This is a genomic window from Knoellia sp. Soil729, from assembly GCF_001427985.1.
GTDB lineage: Bacteria > Actinomycetota > Actinomycetes > Actinomycetales > Dermatophilaceae > Knoellia.
In genome coordinates this window covers 1,113,182-1,133,651 of the sequence record NZ_LMSA01000002.1, presented here as the reverse complement: position 1 = coordinate 1,133,651, position 20,470 = coordinate 1,113,182, and the positions used below count along the sequence as shown (strand labels likewise).

Here is a 20,470-nt window from a genome sequence, read left to right as displayed (position 1 = left end):
GAGGAATCCGCCTCCGGCCACGGGTCTGCATCCCTACTATCGGGGTGTCAGGAGGCCGTCGCCTAGGACGAAAGCGACGTCTCTGCCGGCGTCCAGCCACGGGCGAGGAGGGTTGATGGGCACCCTCCAGTCCGCCGCGCCCAGCCCAGCCCTGCGCGATCTCGTCCGCGCCTACGCCCAGCGGACCACCGGCGCCCTCGAGGCCCCGGTGGTGCAGCGAGTGCCGGCCTCCCTCGAGGTGGTCCTCGGGTTCGAGTTCGGCTCGCTGTTCACCGTCGACTATCGCGACGGGAGGAGTGAGCCCGCACACCGCATCGCCCTCGTGGGTTCGCACTGCTCGCCGAACGCGACGCTCGCCCTGGGCGCCGGTGTGGAGTCCTTCGCGGTCTTCCTGCAGCCGACGGCGCTCCAGCGCCTGCTCGGCATCCCCACGCAGCACCTGGCTGACCGCTCCTATCCGGCGGGGGACGTGCTGGGGCCCGGCATCGACGCCCTCTGGTCGGTCCTCGCCGACGCGACCAGCTTCGAGCAGCGCGTCCGGCTGGTCGAGGCCCATCTCCTCGGCAAGCTCCACGACAACGCACCCGCGACCATCGCCCAGGTCGCGATGGACACCTTCAGCCGCCACGGCCGCCTGGGTGTCGCGGAGATGGCTGGACTGGCCTCGCTCAGCGTTCGACAATTCGAGAGGCAGTTCGAGAGAGAGCTGGGTCTGCCGCCCAAGCGGTTCGCGCGCATCGCCCGGTTCCAGTTCGCCCTCGACGCCAAGCTCGTCGGCCCGGGCCGGTCGTGGCTCGACGTCGCTCACGGCGCCGGGTATTACGACCAGATGCACCTGGTCCGCGACTTCCATAGCCTCAGCGGGGCGAGCCCCACCCGGCTGGTGGCCGAGCTGGGTGACACCCGCCCACCTGCGCTCGCCGGTTCGGACGCGCAGGACTGACCTCTCTCACACCGTGTGGCTGGGTGCCCCGACCAGTCCGGCGTGACGGAAGGCCCGCTGCTCGCGACGGGCGTACGAACGCCGCACCACGGCATACAGGAGCTTGCAGGGCGGACCGCTGAAGGCGAAGAAGCGCTCGAGAGCCTCCTGCGGCAGGCCGTCGACAACCCAGCCGATGATGAAGGGCGTGTCGCGCAGGCGGTAGCCCTTCTGGATCTCGCGCTCGACCTCGGCGAACTCGCCCTCGGTCATGACCCGCTGGACGAGCGGGAGGACGACGGTCTCCTCGTGCTCGAGGTGGGCGCCGAGCACCTCCCGCAGGCCAGCGAGCCGGATCTCGATCGCGTGCCGGCGGTCCTCGCACGGGTGGTCCGCCATGGCGCGGAAGGCCGTGGTGAGGGCGGTCAGCGTGGGGTCAATCTCGGCATGCTCGTCACTCATCGCCGCCACCTCGGCGCGGTCGGCGTCAGTGCCACGGGCTCGGACTGCGGTGTCGAGGACGGGCCAGTAGAGCGTGTCCTCGGAGTGGTGGTGCTCGTGGAGGACGTGGCAGAACCGGTCCCAGCGCTCGCCCAGCGCAGCCCAGGTGTCCGGCTCGCCGAGCGGCGTCGCGGTCGCGGCTGCGGCGAACCGCGCGAGGTCGCGGCGGAAGGCGTGGTGCATGACATGCATGCCCGTGTGGTCGTGCGGGCCCTCGGCGACGTGCGTCTGGCCGGGGAGGTCGAGCTGCTTCACCGCAGTGCCCCTTGCGTCCTCGTTCGCCGGTATACCGTCCGCTCCCGTTGCCGTGGCCGGCGCGAGTCCGTGCTCGTCGACGATGCGTCCGACGAACTCGGTGAAGTCGGTCGGTGGGCGGCCGAGCAGGCGTGTGGTGGCGTCGATCTCGGACTTCTTGGCCGTGACGGCGAACCCGCGCAGGGCCCTGAACGAGGACTCCCAGTCCTCGAGGCGGTAGCCGGTGAGGTGGGCTTCGAGCGCAGCGTCGATCGCCGCGTCGTCGTCGCCGACGTAGGTGACGGGGATGCCGAGGGCCTGCGACCAGGTGCGGGCGCACTCGGCTCCGGTGAGCGAGCGCGGCCCCACGACGGGGTAGGCGCCGGCGGGGATCGTCGGGTCGAGCAGGACGTTGGCGACGATGTCGCCGAGGTCGCGCAGGTCGACGCGGTTCAGGCCCTCGCGGTGGGTCGGGAGGACGAACTGGCCGGCGCGGATGACGTCGAGGAGGGCCTCGTCGCACTGCATGAAGTTGCCCACGCCGAGGACGACCGGGCGCGTGTTGGAGATCTCGACCAGGTGGCCGATCGAGATCTTGCCGCGGTAGCGCGGGAGCAGCCGGCCATAGACGGTGCGCATCGCCCACCTGGCGAGTCGGTTTGAGGCGTCGATGTGGATGCCGGAGAAGACAAGGCGGGCGCCTTCACGCTCGACGGCGTCGAGGACCGTGCGGGTCAGCTCGACCTCGTCGGCCTCGTGCGGTGAGATGTGGAAGACGGCGTCGATACCTCGCATGGCTTCGCGGAGGGAGGCGGGGTCGCGGAGGTCGCCTCGGTGAATCTCGACCTGGTCGGTGGGCCGCAGTCGGCTGGGGTCGCGGACCAGGACGCGCGGGGTGACGCCACGCTGGTTGAGCGAGCGGACGACCTCGCGGCCCATGAGGCCGGTCGAGCCGAGGAAAAGGACGGTTGGCTGGGCTGGGGTAGACATCAATGACTCCTGTCGTGGACGAGCTGTTGTCCACGAGAGTGACGCTGGCTCCTTGAGCCCCACTTGCACACGACTTCAATGGGCCACACGTATGGCGCCCGAGAGGTCGCCACCATGCATCCGTGGCGACTTGACCAGTTGGCCCGGGCAATCGAATTGGGGATTCACGCGGTGCTCTGTGCGCCGGCGCGGGGATCGGCGAAGGTGTAGTACCTCCACGCCAAGTCTCGGTACGGTGCCTTAACCACATCCGAACACACCGGGGGAGCGACATGGCTGAGCAGTCGTGGCACGAGGCACGTCTGATTCCAACGTCGGGAATCAATGGCGCTGAGGAGCAAGAGCGCCGAGCGACGTCAGCACTGCTGGCGGTTCTCGGCGCGGTTAAGGAGTTCAACCGCGCTCTTCTGAAGCCATTGGGCGCGCCCGCCGGAACGGTCGAGTGCTACATCGAAGTGCCATTCATGCTTGGTGAGAAGAAGGTCTTCCCCGACGGGCTCATCCGCGTCTCGCGAGGCGCTAAGGCGTGGACGGCTTTGGTGGAGGTCAAGACCGGAAGCAACGAGCTCGCAACTGAGCAGCTCGAGAACTACCTCGACGTGGCCCGAGAGCAGGGCTTCGACGCACTCCTGACGATCAGCAACGAGATCCCGGCGATCGCTGGCCAGCACCCGACCAAGCTTGACAAGCGCAAACTGCGAAAGGTCGAACTGCACCACCTCTCCTGGTCTCAGGTCCTGGCCGAGGCGGTCATGCAAAAGGAGTTCCGCGGCATCGCTGACCCGGACCAAGCCTGGATCCTCGGCGAGCTCATCCGCTACCTCGAGCACACCCGAAGTGGAGCGTTGGAGTTCGACGACATGGGTGAGTCCTGGACCGGCGTCCGCGACGCAGTCGCCACCGCGACGCTGCGAGCAACCGACAAGAACGTCGCGACCGTGGTGTCCCGCTTCGACGCTTTGCTCCGCTTCACCAGCCTGAGTTTGGGACGCCGCCTCGGCACCGAAGTGGTGCCCATCCTGTCTCGCAAGGAGATGGCCGACCCCGCACTGAGAGCAGCTGCTCTCACTCAGCAGCTGGCAGGCGCCGGGCAGCTGTCCGGCACGATCCGGATTCCGGACACGGCGGGCCACCTCGTGATCACCGCTGACCTCCGCGCTGGTCAGGTCACCTGCCATGTAGACATTGATGCCCCTCGCGAAGGGCGTCCAACAACCCGCGTCAACTGGCTTATCCGTCAACTGAAGAACGCTCCCGACAGCACCCGTATTGAGTGCATGACCGCGCACTCTCGAGGTTCATCCAGCGCCGAACTTTTGCGGGCGGTGCGCGAGAATCCAGCACTGTTGGTGCACGATCCCGCCCGTGAGATTCGGTCGTTCCGGGTCGCGCTCACCAGCCCGTTGGGCACCAAACGTGGCCGCGGGCGAGGAGCGTTCATCGACTCGGTTCTCACTGCAGCCGATTCCTTCTATGCAAACGTCCTCGGCGATCTGAAGACGTGGTCGGCGGCCCCGCCCAAGTTGCGCCCCGAGACTCCGACGGTTCCTGACGAGCGTGAGCCGACTCAACCCGTCAGCCTGTCATCCACCGACTACTCATCACAGGACGGCCCAGACCAGGCCGAGGCTGGCGACCATCAGGACGGAAGCGCGATAGAAGGGGTCAACTGACGCCATTGCTCGCGGGACTCGCCCGCATGCCATCAGGAGAGTTTCGCGGTCGATGCGGGTCTCCGGTCCGCTGCACAAGCGGCGATAGGACACACCCGTCGCGCTAGCCGCGGTGGCAAGGCGCGGATCCCGAACCTGGCATCCGTCGGTCAGGAGCCGGGGCCGAAGATCCGGTCAAGTGTTTGGTCGTAGCGCCGGTAGTCATTGCCCTGAAGCGCGCCGGCAAGTAGCCCTCTTGCCAGTCGGCGTTGTCCGCGCTGATCGCTGTCTTCAGAGAATGGCCAGGATTCAACAGCCTCGGCGCGCGTGGACGAAGATGGGTGGGGTAGCCGGGTCCACCCGGAGAGGTTCACGAATCGATCGAGGCTGATCCCGTCATGGTGGAGCCACGCGGCCACCTGGCCAGTCGTCTCTGGCTGAAGGCCAGCCAGCGATTCGATGACTTCGCTCCCGAGCGGACCAACCTCGGAAGCCATCAGGCTCACTAGGTCGCCCAGTTCCTCCGGTTGTAGCGCGCCCGGCACAGGAGCAGGCGTCGAGAAATGTCTGACATCGGCAGGAAGTCGCTCATGGTCAAGCTCGAGTACGTTGATGGAGAGATCGATGGCGACAAGCAGAGTCCGTTGCCATTCAGGATTTCCGGCCCACCCAGTCAATACCGCGCAGCTCAGCGCGAGTGGCTGACGGAGTCGCGCAGCAGGCCACTGGAATCCGAAGGTCGCGGTAGTGACCTCAGGTCCCGGCGCCCCGCCCTGGATCTGCCACGCGAGGTCGCCCACCCAATGCCATGAATCCTGGAGTTTACGCAGCTCTCGAGTCAGCACCGAGTTGTCCAACATTCTGAGGATGAGGTCCTCGCGGTCTTCCGGTTCGAGGAGTGACGCAATGTCACTTGGTTGCTCAACACGCCTTGGCATAGGTGTTGGCAGGGCGATAGCTACGCGTATGAAGACCTCCGGGCCGTTTGAGTTGGGCGGGCATAGCCAGTTGGTCGGCCCGTAGTTGCGAAGCAGCAACTGGTCCATCCCGGCGGGTCGTTCGATTAGTGGAGTGTCCGGTGTGCTCACGCAATCCCTTACCCACCTGCAGTGGGCACGCTTGCGGGCTACGAGCCAGTCGACTGAATACTCGGTGGGCCGATCATCGATGACCTTGTGGTCGTCGGGACAAAGAAGGATCAGATTGTCGTAGCCATCGATATCGATAGGCCGCAGGCCCGCGCCGCGCGGACCACGAGGGCTTCTGGCCACGATGTGTGCCGCCTCGCCAAGCACGGTCCGTCGATCGGTGCTTGAGTCGTCGGTAAGCAGACGCTTGCAGATGGCGCAGCAGTTTGCGGCGTCACCCCAGAGAAGCTTGAGGGTGTGTTCCGTGATGCTCATGGAAGATTCCGCGAGTTACTAGAGGGGTGGCAAGGATATGAGCACCGTATCCGGCCAACCTCATCCCGGGCTGACCGGCTCGAGGCGGAAAGACGCACGTCACGGACGCGAGGGGCGCGACCGACGCTGTCGTTTCAGAATCGCGGTTGGCCGGCCACGTTTGCCGCGTCGTCGTTGCTGCGGGCTAACAACGTTGCCGAGCGCCGCGACTGCGACTTCATGCGCGAGTCCAGTCCGACGTTCGTGCAGCAGACCCTTTGTCTGCGTCGGCAGACTCCGCGCCTGAATCGGGTTTCTGGTTCGGTACCGTGAGTGTTCTCTGTCAGTTGAGTGGTCTACGGACCTGAGCGGGGCTTGACGTGAATCTTCTCGATCAGATCGATCGTCGCCTCGGAGATCCTGACTTCTACTTCAGCCGTGACGTGTTTGAGCGCTGTGCGACGGACCTTCTGACCGAGCTCTATCCGAGTCTGGTGCCGATCACCGGCGGGAGTGACGACGGTCGCGACGCCGACACCATTGACCCCGATGGGACCATCAGTGTCCTGGTCACCTCGGCACGAGACATCAAGGGCGTTCTCGAGAACCTCCGTAGGGGCTGCAGACAGATGGTCACCAAGGGTGTGCCGAACCGGCGGCTGATCCTGGCGAACCTGGCGGTCCTGAACGCATCGAAACGGAAGCAGATACATGCGGCCGCCAAAGAGCTCGACTTCAAGATCGTCGAGATCTACCCTCGACCGTGGTTCGCTCACAGGCTCAGAGGGAATCCTGAATGGCGAGTCTCTCTCCTCCAGTTGCGTGGGGGCGTCTACACACTAAGTCGTCCACCGGGCGACGAACTAGGTGAGGACGTCGCTCTCACGACCGTGGGTCGCGCCGCGGAGATCGAGATGATCAGCCGAGCCGCGGGAGACCTGGTCGTCAGCGGTGAGCCCGGAGTGGGCAAGACACACCTCGTTGCCAAGGTCGCGGGAGCATTGTTCTTAGAGAAACTCGCTGACCTCTCCAGATTGGCCGATGACCTACTCGAGTCGCACCCAACCGTGGTGGTCGTTGATGACGCTGGCGCCAGGCCCGAGGTGGTAGCTGAGCTCCTCACCATTCGGCGCAAGCACCAGTTGAGCTACAGGCTGATTGCGGTGTGTTGGCCACACGAGAAGGAACTGGTCAAGGACCAATTGCCGGCCGCCCAGTCCGTCGCCGTAGGTCGAATGACGAGGTCTGAGCTCGGCGCGATCCTACGAGGCATGGGGATCACCCGTGATGCGATACTGCGGCGCATCCTGGACCAGTCGGACGGTCGTCCAGCCTGGGCGGTGCGCCTGGGGACCCTCCTGAAGGACGGCAGCCAGTGGAGCGACGTCCTTCGGGGTGAATCGGTACGGCAGGAGGTACGGAGATACCTGCGCAACTCACGCATCTCCGTTCATGCGTACGAAACCGTCGCTACGGTGGCACTCCTCGGCGGCCTGAAAGACACCGAGTTCCGCGACCTAGCAAGCGTTCAGGGCGGTTCGGTTCAAGACGTGAATGCGACGCTCCGGAAGGTCGCTGAGTCTGGTCTCCTCGACGCCACTGCGACGAAGCTACCGGGAGCAGACAGGGTGGTGACCTACACGGTTCAACCGGATCTGCTCGCCGCCAGCCTCGTTGCCGACGCATACTTCTCGAGCGGTGTCGCGCCTCATCCGCTCGCCGAACTGCGTGCTGCGTTTCCTGGGCGTCAGTTCGACATCGTGATGAACACCATCATCGCTGAACTCGTCGGGGCCTCACACCCCGCGCGGCCCACCCACGAGCAGGTGCTCGCCGCGTTAGGCACGGAACTTCGAGACCCGCAGAAAAACATGCTCCGGTACTACTCAACACTCGGACCGGTCGAAGCCACCTTCGTCCTGAAACAGATGCTCAAGATCCTTCGTTCAACGGTCGCGAACCTTGAGCATTCCGAAGTGAACGCCTACGTGAAGAACGCAGCGATGCTGCGCGGAGAATTCTTGGCGGAGTTAGCCGGTAACAGCGTCCCGCAGATCGGGTACGAAGCTTCCCTAAAGCACTTGGCCGTCGGCGCAGCGCTACTGGTCGAGGCCGGCGAGGACTGCGCCTCATGCGTGGGCGAGTACTTCGAGCACGTCCGGTCATCCGACATCGGAGAGTCCGTGCAGGTCGCTGAACTCGTCAAACTCTCCGAAGCAATAGGTGGGATGCCCACGAGCACCGCCACTGAGCGAACGGTCCTTTTCGAGGTCGCCGCGCAAGGGCTTGCACCCTCGTGGGAGGCGAACTACATGGCGCCCGACAAGCCACGGTCCTTCAACCTCAAGTCGTTCCTCCTACCGGGCAGTGCGATGGCTGACGTAGCCTCGCCAATTCTCACCCGCCTGGAAGCGGTCGCCGGCGACATCGACAACACCGCGTTCGGGCAGCTCGCGAAACCGCTCGACACCTGGGTTCACACCGGCGCCGGATACGCGCTCCCGGCCGGGTTGAGAGCCGCGGAAGACCAGCAGGCCGCCGCAGTCGATGTAGCGACCCGGCTCGCCACCGTCCTCGCTAACTCTGCGCTCTCCCCCGGGTCCCGGCGACGGCTGAACGGCATCTGTCGGCCGCTGAACTTGCGTTGGCCAGAGCCGGACCCGCTCTTCAATTCTCTAGCTCCTCTCGATGATCCAGACGACGCCAGCGACGAGGACGATGAAGGTGAGGAGCCTGACTACCTTGCCCTCCACGAGAAGAAGGAGAACGAACTCCGAGCGCGGGTCGTCGCAGCCATAGCGGAATACCTTGACCAGGCGCCCACCGTCCTTTGCGCCCGCCTTCAGCAACTCCAACCCGAGATCCGAGTTGCTGAACTTCGCGGCACCGATCAAACCAGAGGCGTGTTCCACCACCTGGCCACCCTCGACATTGATCCGCTGCCGTGGGTCGAGGCAGCGCTCGAGCACGAACTCGGCTGGCATGCCCTGCCGCTTATCGAGAAGCTCATGCGAACCGACACAGTTCCCGAGCCTCTGCTCAACCGCCTCCTCTGCGGCGACAGCCGGGCCGGGGTGATCGGAGCCGCCCTTGAACGAGGCACCGGCAAATCTCTCCAGACCATCCTGAACCTCGTCACCGAAGCCGACTTCGACCGCCAGATCTGGACCTCATTCGTTCGCGTAACACCAGAAGCACTCAAACTCCTCAACGAGCACACAGACCGCCGCGTCGCCGCGCTCGGCATCGCCTGCTGGGCCGGCTGGTTCGAGTACGTCAATCGGCGCGACACCGACGACAACGGCCGCCTTGAAGCACAGCTCGCCGCGCTCGGCGACACATGGACCGACACCATGATGAGTCTCGAGATCCCGAACAAGATCGATGACCACGCGCTCGAACGAGCACTGGTAGCGCTAGCCGGCACCGCACCCAGCAAGTTCAGCGACCTGTTCATCCGCCACGTCGAGAAAGTGCAGTACCCCCTCAACGACTTCGACGAGTGGGCACCGGCCACCCACACATTGCCAGCGGACCAGAAGACCGCACTCTGGGCGCGTTTCAACGAACACCCGTGCAAGCGAGAGGTGTTCTGGGCGATCGCCGGCAAGGACACTGCCTGGATCGAAGCCCGACTGTCGGACGGATCAGTTCCCGATCCCAACGAACTGCTCGGCAGATCTGGGTTCCAACGAAGAGAATGCCCACCCATCGAGGACATCGCAGCCCTCTTCGCCGGCAAGGCGGAACCGGAACGCATCCTCGCCTCGATCGCAGACCCGATGGCCGGCGGCGACGTCGAACTCGCTGAGCAGATGGTCGAACAGACCCAGAAGCTCGCAGGGTCCGACAACCCCGATGTTGCCGAGATTGGCGAACAAGGCGTACAGACTTGGGCCCGACGCCTCGCAGCCGCCAAGAAGGAAGCTCGAGAAGCAGAGATCCGCGGCGACCCCTGGCCTTAGAAGTCGCCAGTCAACGTGCGTCAGATATGAGAACCCCTCACTGCCAGGTAACTCTCCTTTGCGCACCTATGTGCATCTTTCTGGGCGGAGTGACGCGAGCCATCGCCCTTGTGTAGTGACCGCTCCAGTTGCGCTGCATGGCCGTACCTTCCCTGAGCAGCACGCGACCAGTCGGTGTTGGGGTGAACTTCCCAGCTGCGGCCTCTCCGTGTCATAGCCTGACCTCGTCATTGCGGCCCGACGGGCTTCCCACGGATATGCCCCCACCCGCACGAGTTACTTCGTGCTGCTTGGGGACTATTCGTGCACCTGCTTCGCACCTCCGTCGACGGGCTGTCAGCTCTCGAGGCTCATCTCGCTGATCGACTGGCGGAACAAATGGCAATCCAGGTTGGGCACAGCCCCTCACCCAGCGAACGTCACTCGTGGGAGCGCTCGATCCCGGCACTCCGGGCCGACCTCATGGACGCGGGCCTCGGCCAGGTCGAGGTGCTCCTCGAATACAGGCTGCCCCTCACGAGCAAGCGCGCCGATGTCGTTCTCGCTGGCAAGCACCCGTCGACTGGCAAGCCGTCGTTCGTCGTCGTCGAACTCAAGCAATGGAGTGAGGCCGAGGGCATTGAGGGGTCGGACACTCTTTTCCGAGTCGCACCACACATCAAGCGCGAATATCTGCACCCCGGCCTGCAAGTCGACGGCTACTGCGACTACCTCCGCGATTTCACCACCTACCTTGCCGAGAACGAGCACTCACTGATAGGTGCGGCATACCTCCACAACGCCACCGACGCCGGTGTCGGCGACATCGTGGCCGCACCGAGCGGCTCACGCTCTCGCGTCTTCACCGGGCAGCGACGCGGCGACTTCGTCAACTTCCTGCGCGCACACCTGGCACCCGAGCCTGGCGCCGAGACCGCGGACGCGCTGCTGGCGAGCCGCATTGCGCCCAGCCGTCACCTTCTCGCTGTCGCAGCGGAGGAGGTGCAGCAGCGCGAGATGTTCACGCTGCTCGATGAGCAGCGGTTGGCCTATGAGCAGGTCCTTAACGGCGTGGGCCGGGCCCGAGGCGCGGATACCAAGACGGTCGTCATCATCACCGGCGGCCCCGGCAGCGGCAAGTCCGTGATTGCGTTGTCCGTCATGGGTGAGCTGGCCCGACAGGGTCGCTCCGTCATGCACGCGACCGGGTCGCGGTCCTTTACCCAGACCCTGCGAAAGGTGGCGGGGAAGCGAGCGCCGAGGGTGCAGAAGCTTTTCGCCTACTTCAACTCGTTCATGGACGCAGAGAAGAACGGCCTTGACTGCCTCATCCTCGACGAGGCCCACCGCCTTCGCGAGACCTCTGTGAACAGATACACGCGCAAGGAGGTGCGTCTCGTCGCCCGCCCACAACTTGAGGAGCTCGTCGACGCCGCGCGGGTGCCTGTCTTCCTCCTCGACGACCACCAAGTTGTGCGGCCCGGCGAGCTGGGCACCGCTGACGAGATCGAGGAGTATGCCGTCGCGCGCGGCCTCCGCGTCCGTCGCATCAGCCTCGACGACCAGTTCCGCAGCGGTGGCTCGGAGGTCTATGTCTCATGGGTGCAGCAACTGCTTGGCCTCGAGGGCGGCGTGCCTTCGATCTGGCCCGGCGACCCGCGCTTCGAGCTGCGGACGGCAAGCTCTCCGGAGGACATGGAGGCGTGGCTGCGAAGGCACCAAGATGCCGGACTCACGGCACGCATCGCCGCGGGCTACGCCTGGCCCTGGAGCGACCCGCGAGCCGACGGGACCCTCGTTCCCGACGTTGTGATCGGTGACTGGGCGCGACCGTGGAACCTGCGGGGCGATCGCTCCGTGGGAGGCGCTCCGCCTGCCGCGCTGTGGGCGACCGACCCCGCCGGCTTCGGCCAGATCGGCTGCGTCTACACCGCTCAGGGCTTCGAGTACGACCACGCTGGCGTCATCATCGGGCCCGACCTCGTGTGGCGCCATGGCCGATGGATCACCGTGCGCGACGCGAGCAAGGACCCGGACTTCCGAAGTCGCAAGACGGTCGGTGATGATGACTTCGACCGACTGGTCCGCAACGTTTACAAGGTTCTGATGACCCGCGGAATGCGGTCAGTGGTCATCTTTGCCACCGACGCCGAGACCCAGTCCCACCTCGAGTCCCTCATCCCGGGACGAATCAGCGACAACGAGTAGGACATCCATGGAGACGACGGGCTGGACCGACAGGATCCGCTCATTTGCCGAAGAGCGGGAGTGGCAGCAGTTCCATACCCCCAAGAACCTCGTCATGGCCCTGAGCGTCGAGGCGTCGGAGCTCGTAGAGATCTTCCAGTGGCTCACAGCCGAGGAGTCCGCGACGATCATGAGCACCGAACGCGGCCAAGCCGTCCGCGACGAGGTCGCCGACGTGATGACCTACCTCTTACGGTTCGCTGACGTCCTCGACATCGACCTCGACGCCGCCATGGCCGCCAAGATCGAGGCCAGCGCACAGCGCTACACCGTCGAGCACTCCAAGGGCAGCGCCGCCAAGCGCTGAGGGGTCTCAGCGGGCGACCACTGTCAGCCTGCGGCGTCTCGTCAGAACGTATCTGGAGAATCAGGAGACGTGGTCGTCGGAGCGTCCGTGGGCGATGCCGTATGCCACGAACGTGTCCAGAAGTTCGCGCACCACGGGTGCTTGCTCGGTAGGCGTCGACTCGAGAGTCAGATCGAACTCGGGGTCGAGTGGTGCGGCGGGGACACGGTCCCGGATGAGGTGCTCCGCCTCGGCCGACACGAAGTACACCTTGGGGATCTCATGCAGCGTGCTGGCGAGGGAGATCTTGCCTGCGCCGGTCGCTGACTCCAGAGCAGTGAGCGCCACGTCGAGCCACCAGTTGTCTCCCTCGGCTGAGTCCTCGACGTCGTCCGTGACGGCGTCGTAGATCAGCTGGGTCGCGGCGCGCATGGCCGGGTGCCCGTCGTCCAGATGCGGTCGAGGATACGGCCCAAGGGGGAAGCGTCGACGGGCGTGAAAGGAGCGGTCGCCAGCAAAAGCGGCTCACGAGAACGTATCTGGACGGCATACCGGCTCCTCCTTCCCTGTGTCGTCGCCACCCGGCGGCGGAACGCACAACGAAGGGGGCGCACCATGTCCAAGTACGTGGGGTCCTGGTGGATCAAGGACGGCATCGACGGCCGTCGACTCGAGGCTGAAGGCTTCGCGTCGACGCTTGGCGGGCTGGCCGAGTTCGACTGGACCCACAACCACGGCGACTCCGGCGTCAAGGAGTCCGACTTCGTCACCACCGCCGGCACGACCCAGCGCAGCGACTCGGTCGACGCGATGCAGATGAGCTCGCACGGCAACACCCAGGAGTTCCTCGTCTGGGACGGTCGCGTCAACGCGAGCGAGGCCATCGACTTCGGCAAGAACGACCTCGAGTTCTTCGCGACGCACGCCTGCGACCTGCTCGAGCACTCCGCGAGCAACTCGGTGGGGCGCTGGATCCCGGCGTTCCAACGCCTGCACTACATGCTCGGTTTCCACAACCACAGCTACTCCGGCGGCGGGCAGAGCTCTCGCGGCACGTGGTTCGCCATGTATGCCGCGTGGCTCTACTACTGGGGCGGCAGCTGGCTCTTCCGCGTCGACATCCCCGTGCGTGAGGCGTGGGCCGAGGCCAACGAGATCGTCGAGGGCAGCAACGTCACCTGGGCCTACCTGCGGGCAGAGGCCCCCGGGGCCCCCACCTACAACGAGCGGCTGCGCGCCGACGAAACCACCGACCCCGTGAGCAACCGGTCCTTCTGGACCGCGCGCGGCACGTGCTGAAACGCTGAGGAGCCAGTCATGCCACTGCAATTCACGGACCTCGACTTCAAGGTCGACCTGCCCGACATCCCCCGGACCGCACCGGTGGTCAGCCACACCCCGCCGTGCCTCAAGGAGCACTCCGAGAGCACGCGGGCCATCGCCGAGGCGCTCGACATCGACCTCAAGGGAACCGCCCAGGTTCCCCACGGGTATGCCGTCGGCAGCGACCGCGGCCAGGTCGAGGTCTTCGCGGCGAGTGGCGCGGTCCGCGCGCGCAACACCGAGCGCCTCACGGCATACGACGACGAACGCCGGAAGTGGCGCGACGTCGAACGCAGCGACGACGGCACCTACCGACTCGGCGACGAGCAGGCCAAGAACCTGCTCATCCAGGGTCAGCAGCTGCTGCGACGCGTCGGGCTCCTCCAGGAGCACGCCAGCATCGACGTCAGCCTCGGTCAGTGGGCCCAGCTCAACGAGGACGGCAAGGAGGTGGACAGCGGACCCGGGCGCGCGACAGTGCGATTCGCGTATGCCGTCGACGGCCTTGCGCTCATCGGTCCCGGTGCGAAGACGAACCTGCACTTCGACCCCGAGGACGACGGGCGCGGTGTCTCGCTCGCCCGGATGTTCCACGTCAACCGCGGCGTCGAGACCACCGGCGAGGTGGCGACGCAGTCGCTGGACGAGGCGTTCTCCGGGCTGCTCGCGCAGAGCTGGTCCGGCCACGGCCTCCGCGAGGGTGAGGGCCGCATCACCATCACGGCCGCGACGTTCGGGCTGCTCGCGCTGCCGGCCGACGTCGTGCAGACGTTCGCGGCGCCAGCGCTCATGGTCGAGGGTGAGGTCAGCGGTGTCGAGGTCGGTCGCGACGAGACGGTGGCGGTGCGCTTCGGGGAGTACCTCTCGCTAGCCCACCCCAAGGCACTGGCTGAGGCCGGCTACGGCGGCGGGCGGCTCGAGCCCGGTGTCGTCGTGAGAGGCCGCGCCAAGGGCAAGTGACTCTGCGCAGGCGGCCGCTCCCATTCGCGGCCCACTCGTCAATTCCAGTGCGCTCGGTGTTCATCGGGCGTAAAGTTCGTCCGACGAAGGGATCGACCCATGGGCGCTTCATTTCTTGCGCCGGGGAAGGGACCGTGGGAGCTGGAAACCACGCACTTCTCCCGCCCGGTGGCCCGCTTCACCTCTGCGACCTACGTGGCCGCGTTCCCACGAGGCTTTGCTGAGGGAACAGCTCGTTATGGCCTGCTGATCGACTACCTCAAGCCGGGCATCTCCAACGGGTTCATCTACATGCAGCCTGTCCCGTTCATGGCTCCCGAGGGAGCCATGAAGCCGCCGCCGGGCCCGGTCCTGTGGCTCCTCACGCGACTGCATCCGAAGATGCGGGCCAGGATCGCCCGGTCGGCTCGCGCGTTCGAGGAGAAGCAGTGGCGCACGGACCTCGACACGTGGGACAACGTCGACAAGCCGGCGAGCATCGAGAAGCATCTCGCCATCCAGGTCATCGACGTGCGGGCGCTGACCGACGAGGGACTGGTCGAGCACCTACGGACGTGCCTCGACCACATGGGCGACATGATCGCGATGCACCACAAGTACACCGCAACCTCTCTCGTGGCACCCGGCCACCTGATCGCGAAGACCCTCGAGTGGACCGGGGCCCCGGTGAGCGAGGCGTGCCAGCTGCTGCGGGGTTCGTCGCCCATCTCGAATGGTTTCGCCGCCGACGAGCTCACCAAGGCCGGTGACGCCATCGCCGGCAGTGTCGACGCCGCAGCGCTGCTGCGCTCAACCGGTCCTTCCACCCAGACCCTCGAGGCACTGTCCGACAACCCAGACGTCGGTCCGGCCGTTCGCGCCTATGTCGAAGCGGTGCAATACCGGTCCGTCGGGTATGACGTCGGGGACTTCACGGCCGGCGAGATGCCTGACCTGCTCGTGTCCGCGCTGACCACCGCCAGCCAGAGTGTTCTGGCCCCCGAAGCACCGGACACCCGGCTCGAGGAGCGGCTGCGCTCGCAGGTCCCGCCCGAGCACGTCGCCGAGTTCGACGAGGCCTTGGTCGAAGCACGCCTGGCCAACCGGATCCGCGACGAGCGAGGCAACTACTCCGACGGCTGGGCCACCGGGCTGGGTCGTCGCGCGGTACTCGAGGCGGGGCGCCGCCTGCACGAGCGAGGGCTGCTCCTCGACCCACAGCACGCTCCTGACCTCGATCGCGATGAGATCGAGGCACTGCTCCGGGGCGACGCTGGCCCGACCCCGGACGAGACGGCCGAACGTCACACCTGGCGGACCACCCACACCGTCGCCGATGCTCCACCCTTCCTCAACGCGATGCCGCCGGCCCCGCCGTCGGCGGATCTCCTGCCGGCGGGCGCACGCCCGGCGATGAATGCGGTGAACGTGGTGATGGGCAACCTGTTCGCCGTCTCTGAGGAGGAGAACACCGAGGTCGTGCTGCACGGCATGTCGGTCAACCAGGGCACCTACGAGGGCACCGCGCGGTTGGTCGAGAGCTCGGCCGACTTCGGACGGATCCAGCAGGGCGACGTGCTCGTCACGCGCAACACCTCGCCGTACTTCAACGTCGTCCTCCCGCTGCTCGGCGCGATCGTGACTGACCGTGGCGGCCAGCTGAGCCACGCCGCCATCGTCGCCCGCGAGTACGGAATCCCGGGCGTCGTCGGCACCCGGGACGCCACCACGACGATCCAGGACGGTGCGCGCGTGCGTGTCGACGGGACGACGGCTGAGGTCCACGTCCTCAGCGCGTCCTGACCGTCGATGATCAGCCCACTGGCGGACGCCACCGATGCCAAGGTGTTCGGCGGCAAGGCGGCGCAGCTGGGTGCCGCGATCTGTTGGGGTTTGCCGGTGCCTGATGGGATTGCGATCTCGTGCGAGGCCGTCTCTGCCATCGCGCACGAGGACGCGGCCACGATGGCCGACCTCGCGGCCGCGATCGCGGGACTCGGACTCTCGGCCGTCCGCTCCAGCGCGCTGGACGAGGACTCCTTCGACGCGAGCTTCGCCGGGGCCCACCTGAGCGTGCTCGCGGTGTCGGGGGCCGAAGCGGTCGCCACCGCCGTGCGAGCCGTGCACGCCTCCGGGCAGGACGCTGGAGCGGTCAGCTACCGAGCCGAGATGGGCCTCGACCTCACGGCCCGCATGGCCGTCGTCGTCCAGTCGCTGGTCGACGCCGACGTGGCCGGTGTGCTTTTCACCCGCAACCCGGTCACGGGGGCCGACGAGCGGGTGGTCGAGGCCAGCTGGGGGCTGGGCGAATCGGTGGTGTCAGGGCTGGTCACCCCCGACGGCTACCGCGTCGCCCGTGGAGGCCGGTTGCTGGAGCGGATCCTCGGCGAGAAGGACATCGCGATCCGTCCGCAGGGTGAGGTGCCTGTCGAGCCCGGGCTGGTTGACGAGTTCTGCCTCGATGAGGACGCCCTGGCCGTGCTCGACGCCCTGGCCTCGAAGTGCGACCAGCTGTATTGCTCGACGGACCACGACATCGAGTTCGCCTTCCGCGACGGCGAGGTCTTCCTGCTGCAACGACGTCCGATCACCCGTGCCTAGCAAGGAGGCGCTGCGCCTCTTCGCCCCCGTGCTCGCAGCAACCCTGATGCCGCTGAACTCCACGATGGTCGCCGTCGCGGTGCCGGACATCAGCTCCGACTTCGGCCATGACCCTGCGCTCGTCACCCAGGCGCTGGTCACCAGCTATCTCGTCGGAGCCGTGGTGCTCCAGAGCCCCGCGGGAAAGATCGGCGACCGGATCGGACACGGCCGGATGATCGTGCTCGGACAGCTCTTCCTCGGCGCCGGTGCGCTCCTCGGCTTCATGGCTCCTGCGCTGGCGTGGCTGATCCTCGCCCGCATCCTGATGGCCGCCGGCAGCGCGGCGCTGGTCCCGTCGACGCTTGCCCTGATGCGTCAGGTGCTCGCACCCGAGAGGCGCGGACGGGCCTACGGCACCTTCGGTGCCCTGATGGCGCTGAGTGCGGCGGTGGGGCCCCTCGTCGGTGGTGAGCTGGTGAGGCTCTTCGGCTGGCAGAGCGTCTTTGCGGCGAACCTGCCGGTGCTCGTGGTCGCCGTTGCGCTCGGCTCGCTGACCGGTTCGTTCACGGGCGCGGCCGCGGCAGGTCGCGGCGCGCCGTCGCGGTTCGACTGGGTCGGCACGGTGCTGCTCGCGGCCGGTCTGACGGCGCTCATCGTGGGCCTGCGCCCTGGAGCTGCACATGAGCTCGTGCTCCTCGTCCTCGGAGGAGGTCTGCTCCTGTTGTTCGCGCTGTGGGAGCGACGAATCGCTGACCCGGTCATCGCGTTCTCGTTGTTCAGGTCGCTGCACTTCTCGGCAGGCGCGGTGCTCATCTCCGTGCAGAACCTGGTGATGTACACCCTCATCTTCCAGGTGCCGCTGCTCGGGGTGGCCCTCTTCGACCTGAATGCCGAGGACACCGGACGGCTGCTCCTGTCGCTGACGCTCGCCATGATGATCACCTCCCCCATCGCTGGCCGGCTCACCGATCACCTGGGCCCCCGGCGGATCGGGGTCGCAGGATCGCTGGTGGCGCTGCTGGGTCTGGCCGACCTCGCCTTGACCGACCTCACCTCCTCGAGCCAACTCGTGATTCCGCTGGCGCTCCTCGGCGTCGGGGTCGGACTCACAACGCCTCCTGCGCAGAGCGCGTCGATGACGGCCGCGAGCACGGAAGCTGCCGGTATGGCCGCGGGCATCGGCTCCACGATGCGGTACCTCGGCGGCATCATCGGCGTCGCCGTCATGAGCCGCGTCCTGGACGTCCATGCCTCGCGCACAGAGGTCATCTCCGACCACCACGTGCTGCTCGTGTTCTTCGCGGGCGCGCTCGTCGTCGGCCTCGGTTGCGCCGCATTGCTGCCGGCCCGTCCTGTCCACAAGGACGAGGTGCTGGCAGGGCGGCATACGAGTCGCTCGGTTTAGCCTGCATGCGCGAGCGACCCCGTCGGCAAAGTCATGACTGTCCTGACGTGTTGTGCGGCCCATCGCACCCGGCCGTCGACAACGGGCGAAGGGGTGATGGAGGCGTTCGGTCCGCACATCTGGGACGCTTGCACTGTCCCGGTTGTGAACGCTCTGGAGACCAGGTGCGCCGCCATGGGGAAGGCGGCGACCACCATGGGTCTCAAGGACGACAGCAACCAGAGACAGCAAGCCCGTCGCCGGGCTGCTCGACACCCACCATCGGAGTACGTGTGAACCACCTGCAGCACCCCCGCCCAGTGTCACTGCCCAACACCCAGCCGGTGGCGGGGGTGCAGCGATGAGTCGACGGTCGACCCGCAGCAAGCGCACTGGCGCACTGCCCACCCTGCCGCCGAACGGCCTGCGGGTGGTGCCGTTGGGTGGACTCGGCGAGATCGGGCGCAACATGACCGTTTACGAGCACGCGGGGCGCCTGCTGGTCGTCGACTGCGGGGTGCTCTTCCCCGACGAGTCCCAGCCCGGGGTCGACGTCATCATCCCTGACTTCAGCTGGATCAGGGACCGCCTCGACAAGGTCGACGCGATCGTGCTCACCCACGGGCACGAGGACCACATCGGCGGCGTTCCCTACCTGCTGCGCGAGCGTCCCGACATCCCCGTGGTCGGCTCCCGCCTCACCCTGGCCCTGATCGAGGCCAAGCTGACCGAGCACCGGATCAAGCCCCGCACCATTGAGGTCGCCGAGGGTGACCGCCGCACCTTCGGCCCCTTCGACTGCGAGTTCATCGCGGTGAACCACTCCATCCCCGATGGGCTCGCCGTCGCCATCCGCACCAAGGCCGGACTGGTCCTGCACACCGGCGACTTCAAGATGGACCAGTTCCCGCTGGATGGCCGCGTCACCGACCTGCGCGCCTTCGCGCGCCTGGGTGAGGAGGGCGTCGACCTGTTCCTGCCCGACTCCACCAACGCCGAGGTGCCCGGCTTCACGGTGTCCGAGGGCGAGCTCGCTCCCGCCATCGACCAGGTGTTCCGCACGACCAAGGGCCGGGTCATCGTCTCGAGCTTCGCCAGCCACGTGCACCGCATCCAGCAGGTCCTCGACACCGCCCACCAGCACAACCGCAAGGTCGCGTTCGTCGGACGGTCGATGGTGCGCAACATGGGCATCGCCCGCGAGCTGGGCTACCTCACCATCCCCGACGGCCTCGTGGTCAAGGACATGAAGGCCCTCGAGAAGCTGCGCCCTGACCAACAGACGGTCATCGCCACCGGGTCTCAGGGAGAGCCCATGGCCGCCCTGGCGCGCATGGCCAACCGCGACCACCCCGTCGAGATCACCCCCGGCGACACCGTCCTCATGGCCAGCTCCCTCATCCCCGGCAACGAGAACGCGATCTATCGGGTCATCAACGAGCTCACCCGCTGGGGCGCCAACGTCGTCCACAAGGGCAACGCCAAGGTGCACGTGTCTGGGCACGCCAGCGCCGGTGAGCTGGCCTACTGCTACAACATCATCGAGCCGACCAACGTGCTGCCCGTCCACGGCGAGTGGCGCCACCTGCGCGCCAACGCCGACATCGCCATCCGCACGGGCGTGGACGCCGACCGGGTCCTCATCGCGCAGGACGGCAGCGTCATCGACCTCGTCGATGGTCAGGCAAAGATCACCGGCAACGTCCCCGCCGGGCTGGTCTACGTCGACGCGATGACCGTGGGTGGCGCCACCGAGGAGACGCTCCACGTGCGACGCACCCTCGCCGAGGAGGGCGTCATCACGATCGTGTGCATCACCGACCCGGACACCGGAGCCCTGGTCGAGGAGCCCGACTACCTCGCCCACGGCTTCCCGCCCGACCTGCTGGACTTCTCGGCCGCCACGCCCCTCATCCAGCAGGCGCTCACCAAGGCCTCGTCCGACGGCATTGAGGACCTGGCGCAGGTCGAGGAGCTGGTCCGTCGGGCGGCGTCGAACTGGGCCCACCGGGCGCACCGTCGGAGTCCGCTGATCATCCCGGTGGTCGTCGACGCCTGATCTTTGGGCGACGCAGCATCGGCT

Annotated in this window: 14 protein-coding genes; 11 read left to right on the top strand and 3 right to left on the bottom strand. The window is 66.6% G+C overall.

The features are described from left to right. The first annotated feature begins 115 nt into the window (after nt 1-115). Nucleotides 116-943, top strand: coding sequence for a helix-turn-helix domain-containing protein (locus tag ASG74_RS10365; protein ID WP_056142428.1), 828 nt, complete (start codon nt 116-118; stop codon nt 941-943). 6 nt (nt 944-949) lie between these two features. On the opposite strand, the gene ASG74_RS10360 is transcribed toward ASG74_RS10365, so the two are convergent. Then, the gene (locus ASG74_RS10360) at nt 950-2,647 is read right to left on the bottom strand and encodes an NmrA family NAD(P)-binding protein (protein WP_082569647.1); all 1,698 of its coding nucleotides are present in this window, start codon (nt 2,645-2,647) and stop codon (nt 950-952) included. Between the two features lie 272 nt (nt 2,648-2,919). On the opposite strand from ASG74_RS10360, the gene ASG74_RS10355 reads away from it, so the two are divergent. After that, on the top strand, nt 2,920-4,320 hold the full coding sequence (locus ASG74_RS10355) for a hypothetical protein (protein WP_056142420.1): 1,401 nt from the start codon (nt 2,920-2,922) through the stop codon (nt 4,318-4,320). A gap of 149 nt (nt 4,321-4,469) precedes the next feature. Here ASG74_RS10355 and ASG74_RS17190 read toward each other — a convergent pair whose 3' ends face one another. Continuing rightward, nucleotides 4,470-5,702: an HNH endonuclease signature motif containing protein gene (locus ASG74_RS17190; RefSeq protein ID WP_156465348.1), complete on the bottom strand. Its 1,233-nt coding sequence runs from the start codon at nt 5,700-5,702 to the stop codon at nt 4,470-4,472. A gap of 359 nt (nt 5,703-6,061) precedes the next feature. Here ASG74_RS17190 and ASG74_RS10350 point away from each other — a divergent pair, with 359 nt between their 5' ends. The 3 genes from ASG74_RS10350 to ASG74_RS10340 all read left to right on the top strand — a co-directional run bounded on the left by ASG74_RS10350 (nt 6,062) and on the right by ASG74_RS10340 (nt 12,179). Beyond that, nucleotides 6,062-9,646 (top strand): ATP-binding protein, encoded by a 3,585-nt coding sequence (locus ASG74_RS10350; protein WP_056142417.1) that lies wholly within the window; start codon nt 6,062-6,064, stop codon nt 9,644-9,646. 378 nt (nt 9,647-10,024) lie between these two features. Continuing rightward, complete coding sequence (locus ASG74_RS10345) at nt 10,025-11,833, top strand: DNA/RNA helicase domain-containing protein (RefSeq protein WP_082569646.1); 1,809 nt, start codon at nt 10,025-10,027, stop codon at nt 11,831-11,833. A 7-nt stretch (nt 11,834-11,840) separates the two neighbouring features. Next, the gene (locus ASG74_RS10340; protein WP_056142411.1) at nt 11,841-12,179 is read left to right on the top strand and encodes a nucleotide pyrophosphohydrolase; all 339 of its coding nucleotides are present in this window, start codon (nt 11,841-11,843) and stop codon (nt 12,177-12,179) included. Nucleotides 12,180-12,239: 60 nt separating this feature from the next. On the opposite strand, the gene ASG74_RS10335 is transcribed toward ASG74_RS10340, so the two are convergent. Continuing rightward, nucleotides 12,240-12,590 (bottom strand): hypothetical protein, encoded by a 351-nt coding sequence (locus ASG74_RS10335; RefSeq protein WP_056142408.1) that lies wholly within the window; start codon nt 12,588-12,590, stop codon nt 12,240-12,242. Between the two features lie 183 nt (nt 12,591-12,773). On the opposite strand from ASG74_RS10335, the gene ASG74_RS10330 reads away from it, so the two are divergent. From ASG74_RS10330 to ASG74_RS10305, 6 genes are all read left to right on the top strand, one after another. Next, complete coding sequence (locus ASG74_RS10330; RefSeq protein ID WP_056142405.1) at nt 12,774-13,457, top strand: DUF6345 domain-containing protein; 684 nt, start codon at nt 12,774-12,776, stop codon at nt 13,455-13,457. Nucleotides 13,458-13,475: 18 nt separating this feature from the next. Then, entirely contained in the window at nt 13,476-14,441 is a 966-nt protein-coding gene (locus ASG74_RS10325) for a hypothetical protein (protein ID WP_056142402.1), read from the top strand. Nucleotides 14,442-14,540: 99 nt separating this feature from the next. Next, on the top strand, nt 14,541-16,223 hold the full coding sequence (locus ASG74_RS10320; protein WP_082569645.1) for a PEP-utilizing enzyme: 1,683 nt from the start codon (nt 14,541-14,543) through the stop codon (nt 16,221-16,223). A 6-nt stretch (nt 16,224-16,229) separates the two neighbouring features. Further along, a complete protein-coding gene (locus tag ASG74_RS10315; RefSeq protein WP_056142396.1) occupies nt 16,230-17,021 on the top strand; it encodes a PEP/pyruvate-binding domain-containing protein in 792 nt (263 codons plus the stop codon). Further along, on the top strand, nt 17,014-18,408 hold the full coding sequence (locus ASG74_RS10310; protein WP_056142393.1) for an MFS transporter: 1,395 nt from the start codon (nt 17,014-17,016) through the stop codon (nt 18,406-18,408). The genes ASG74_RS10315 and ASG74_RS10310 overlap by 8 nt, the downstream gene beginning before the upstream one ends. A 340-nt stretch (nt 18,409-18,748) precedes the next feature. After that, complete coding sequence (locus ASG74_RS10305) at nt 18,749-20,446, top strand: ribonuclease J (protein WP_056142391.1); 1,698 nt, start codon at nt 18,749-18,751, stop codon at nt 20,444-20,446. Nucleotides 20,447-20,470 lie beyond the last annotated feature (24 nt).

What these genes read in the sequence shown, in the direction of transcription:
- ASG74_RS10320 (WP_082569645.1), top strand. Translation starts at nt 14,541, where the DNA reads ATGGGCGCTTCATTTCTTGCGCCGGGGAAGGGACCGTGGGAGCTGGAA.
- ASG74_RS10325 (WP_056142402.1), top strand. Translation starts at nt 13,476, where the DNA reads ATGCCACTGCAATTCACGGACCTCGACTTCAAGGTCGACCTGCCCGAC.
- ASG74_RS10335 (WP_056142408.1), bottom strand. Translation starts at nt 12,590, where the DNA reads ATGCGCGCCGCGACCCAGCTGATCTACGACGCCGTCACGGACGACGTC.
- ASG74_RS10360 (WP_082569647.1), bottom strand. Translation starts at nt 2,647, where the DNA reads ATGTCTACCCCAGCCCAGCCAACCGTCCTTTTCCTCGGCTCGACCGGC.
- ASG74_RS10340 (WP_056142411.1), top strand. Translation starts at nt 11,841, where the DNA reads ATGGAGACGACGGGCTGGACCGACAGGATCCGCTCATTTGCCGAAGAG.
- ASG74_RS10355 (WP_056142420.1), top strand. Translation starts at nt 2,920, where the DNA reads ATGGCTGAGCAGTCGTGGCACGAGGCACGTCTGATTCCAACGTCGGGA.
- ASG74_RS10305 (WP_056142391.1), top strand. Translation starts at nt 18,749, where the DNA reads ATGAGTCGACGGTCGACCCGCAGCAAGCGCACTGGCGCACTGCCCACC.
- ASG74_RS17190 (WP_156465348.1), bottom strand. Translation starts at nt 5,702, where the DNA reads ATGAGCATCACGGAACACACCCTCAAGCTTCTCTGGGGTGACGCCGCA.
- ASG74_RS10330 (WP_056142405.1), top strand. Translation starts at nt 12,774, where the DNA reads ATGTCCAAGTACGTGGGGTCCTGGTGGATCAAGGACGGCATCGACGGC.
- ASG74_RS10315 (WP_056142396.1), top strand. Translation starts at nt 16,230, where the DNA reads ATGATCAGCCCACTGGCGGACGCCACCGATGCCAAGGTGTTCGGCGGC.
- ASG74_RS10345 (WP_082569646.1), top strand. Translation starts at nt 10,025, where the DNA reads ATGGCAATCCAGGTTGGGCACAGCCCCTCACCCAGCGAACGTCACTCG.
- ASG74_RS10365 (WP_056142428.1), top strand. Translation starts at nt 116, where the DNA reads ATGGGCACCCTCCAGTCCGCCGCGCCCAGCCCAGCCCTGCGCGATCTC.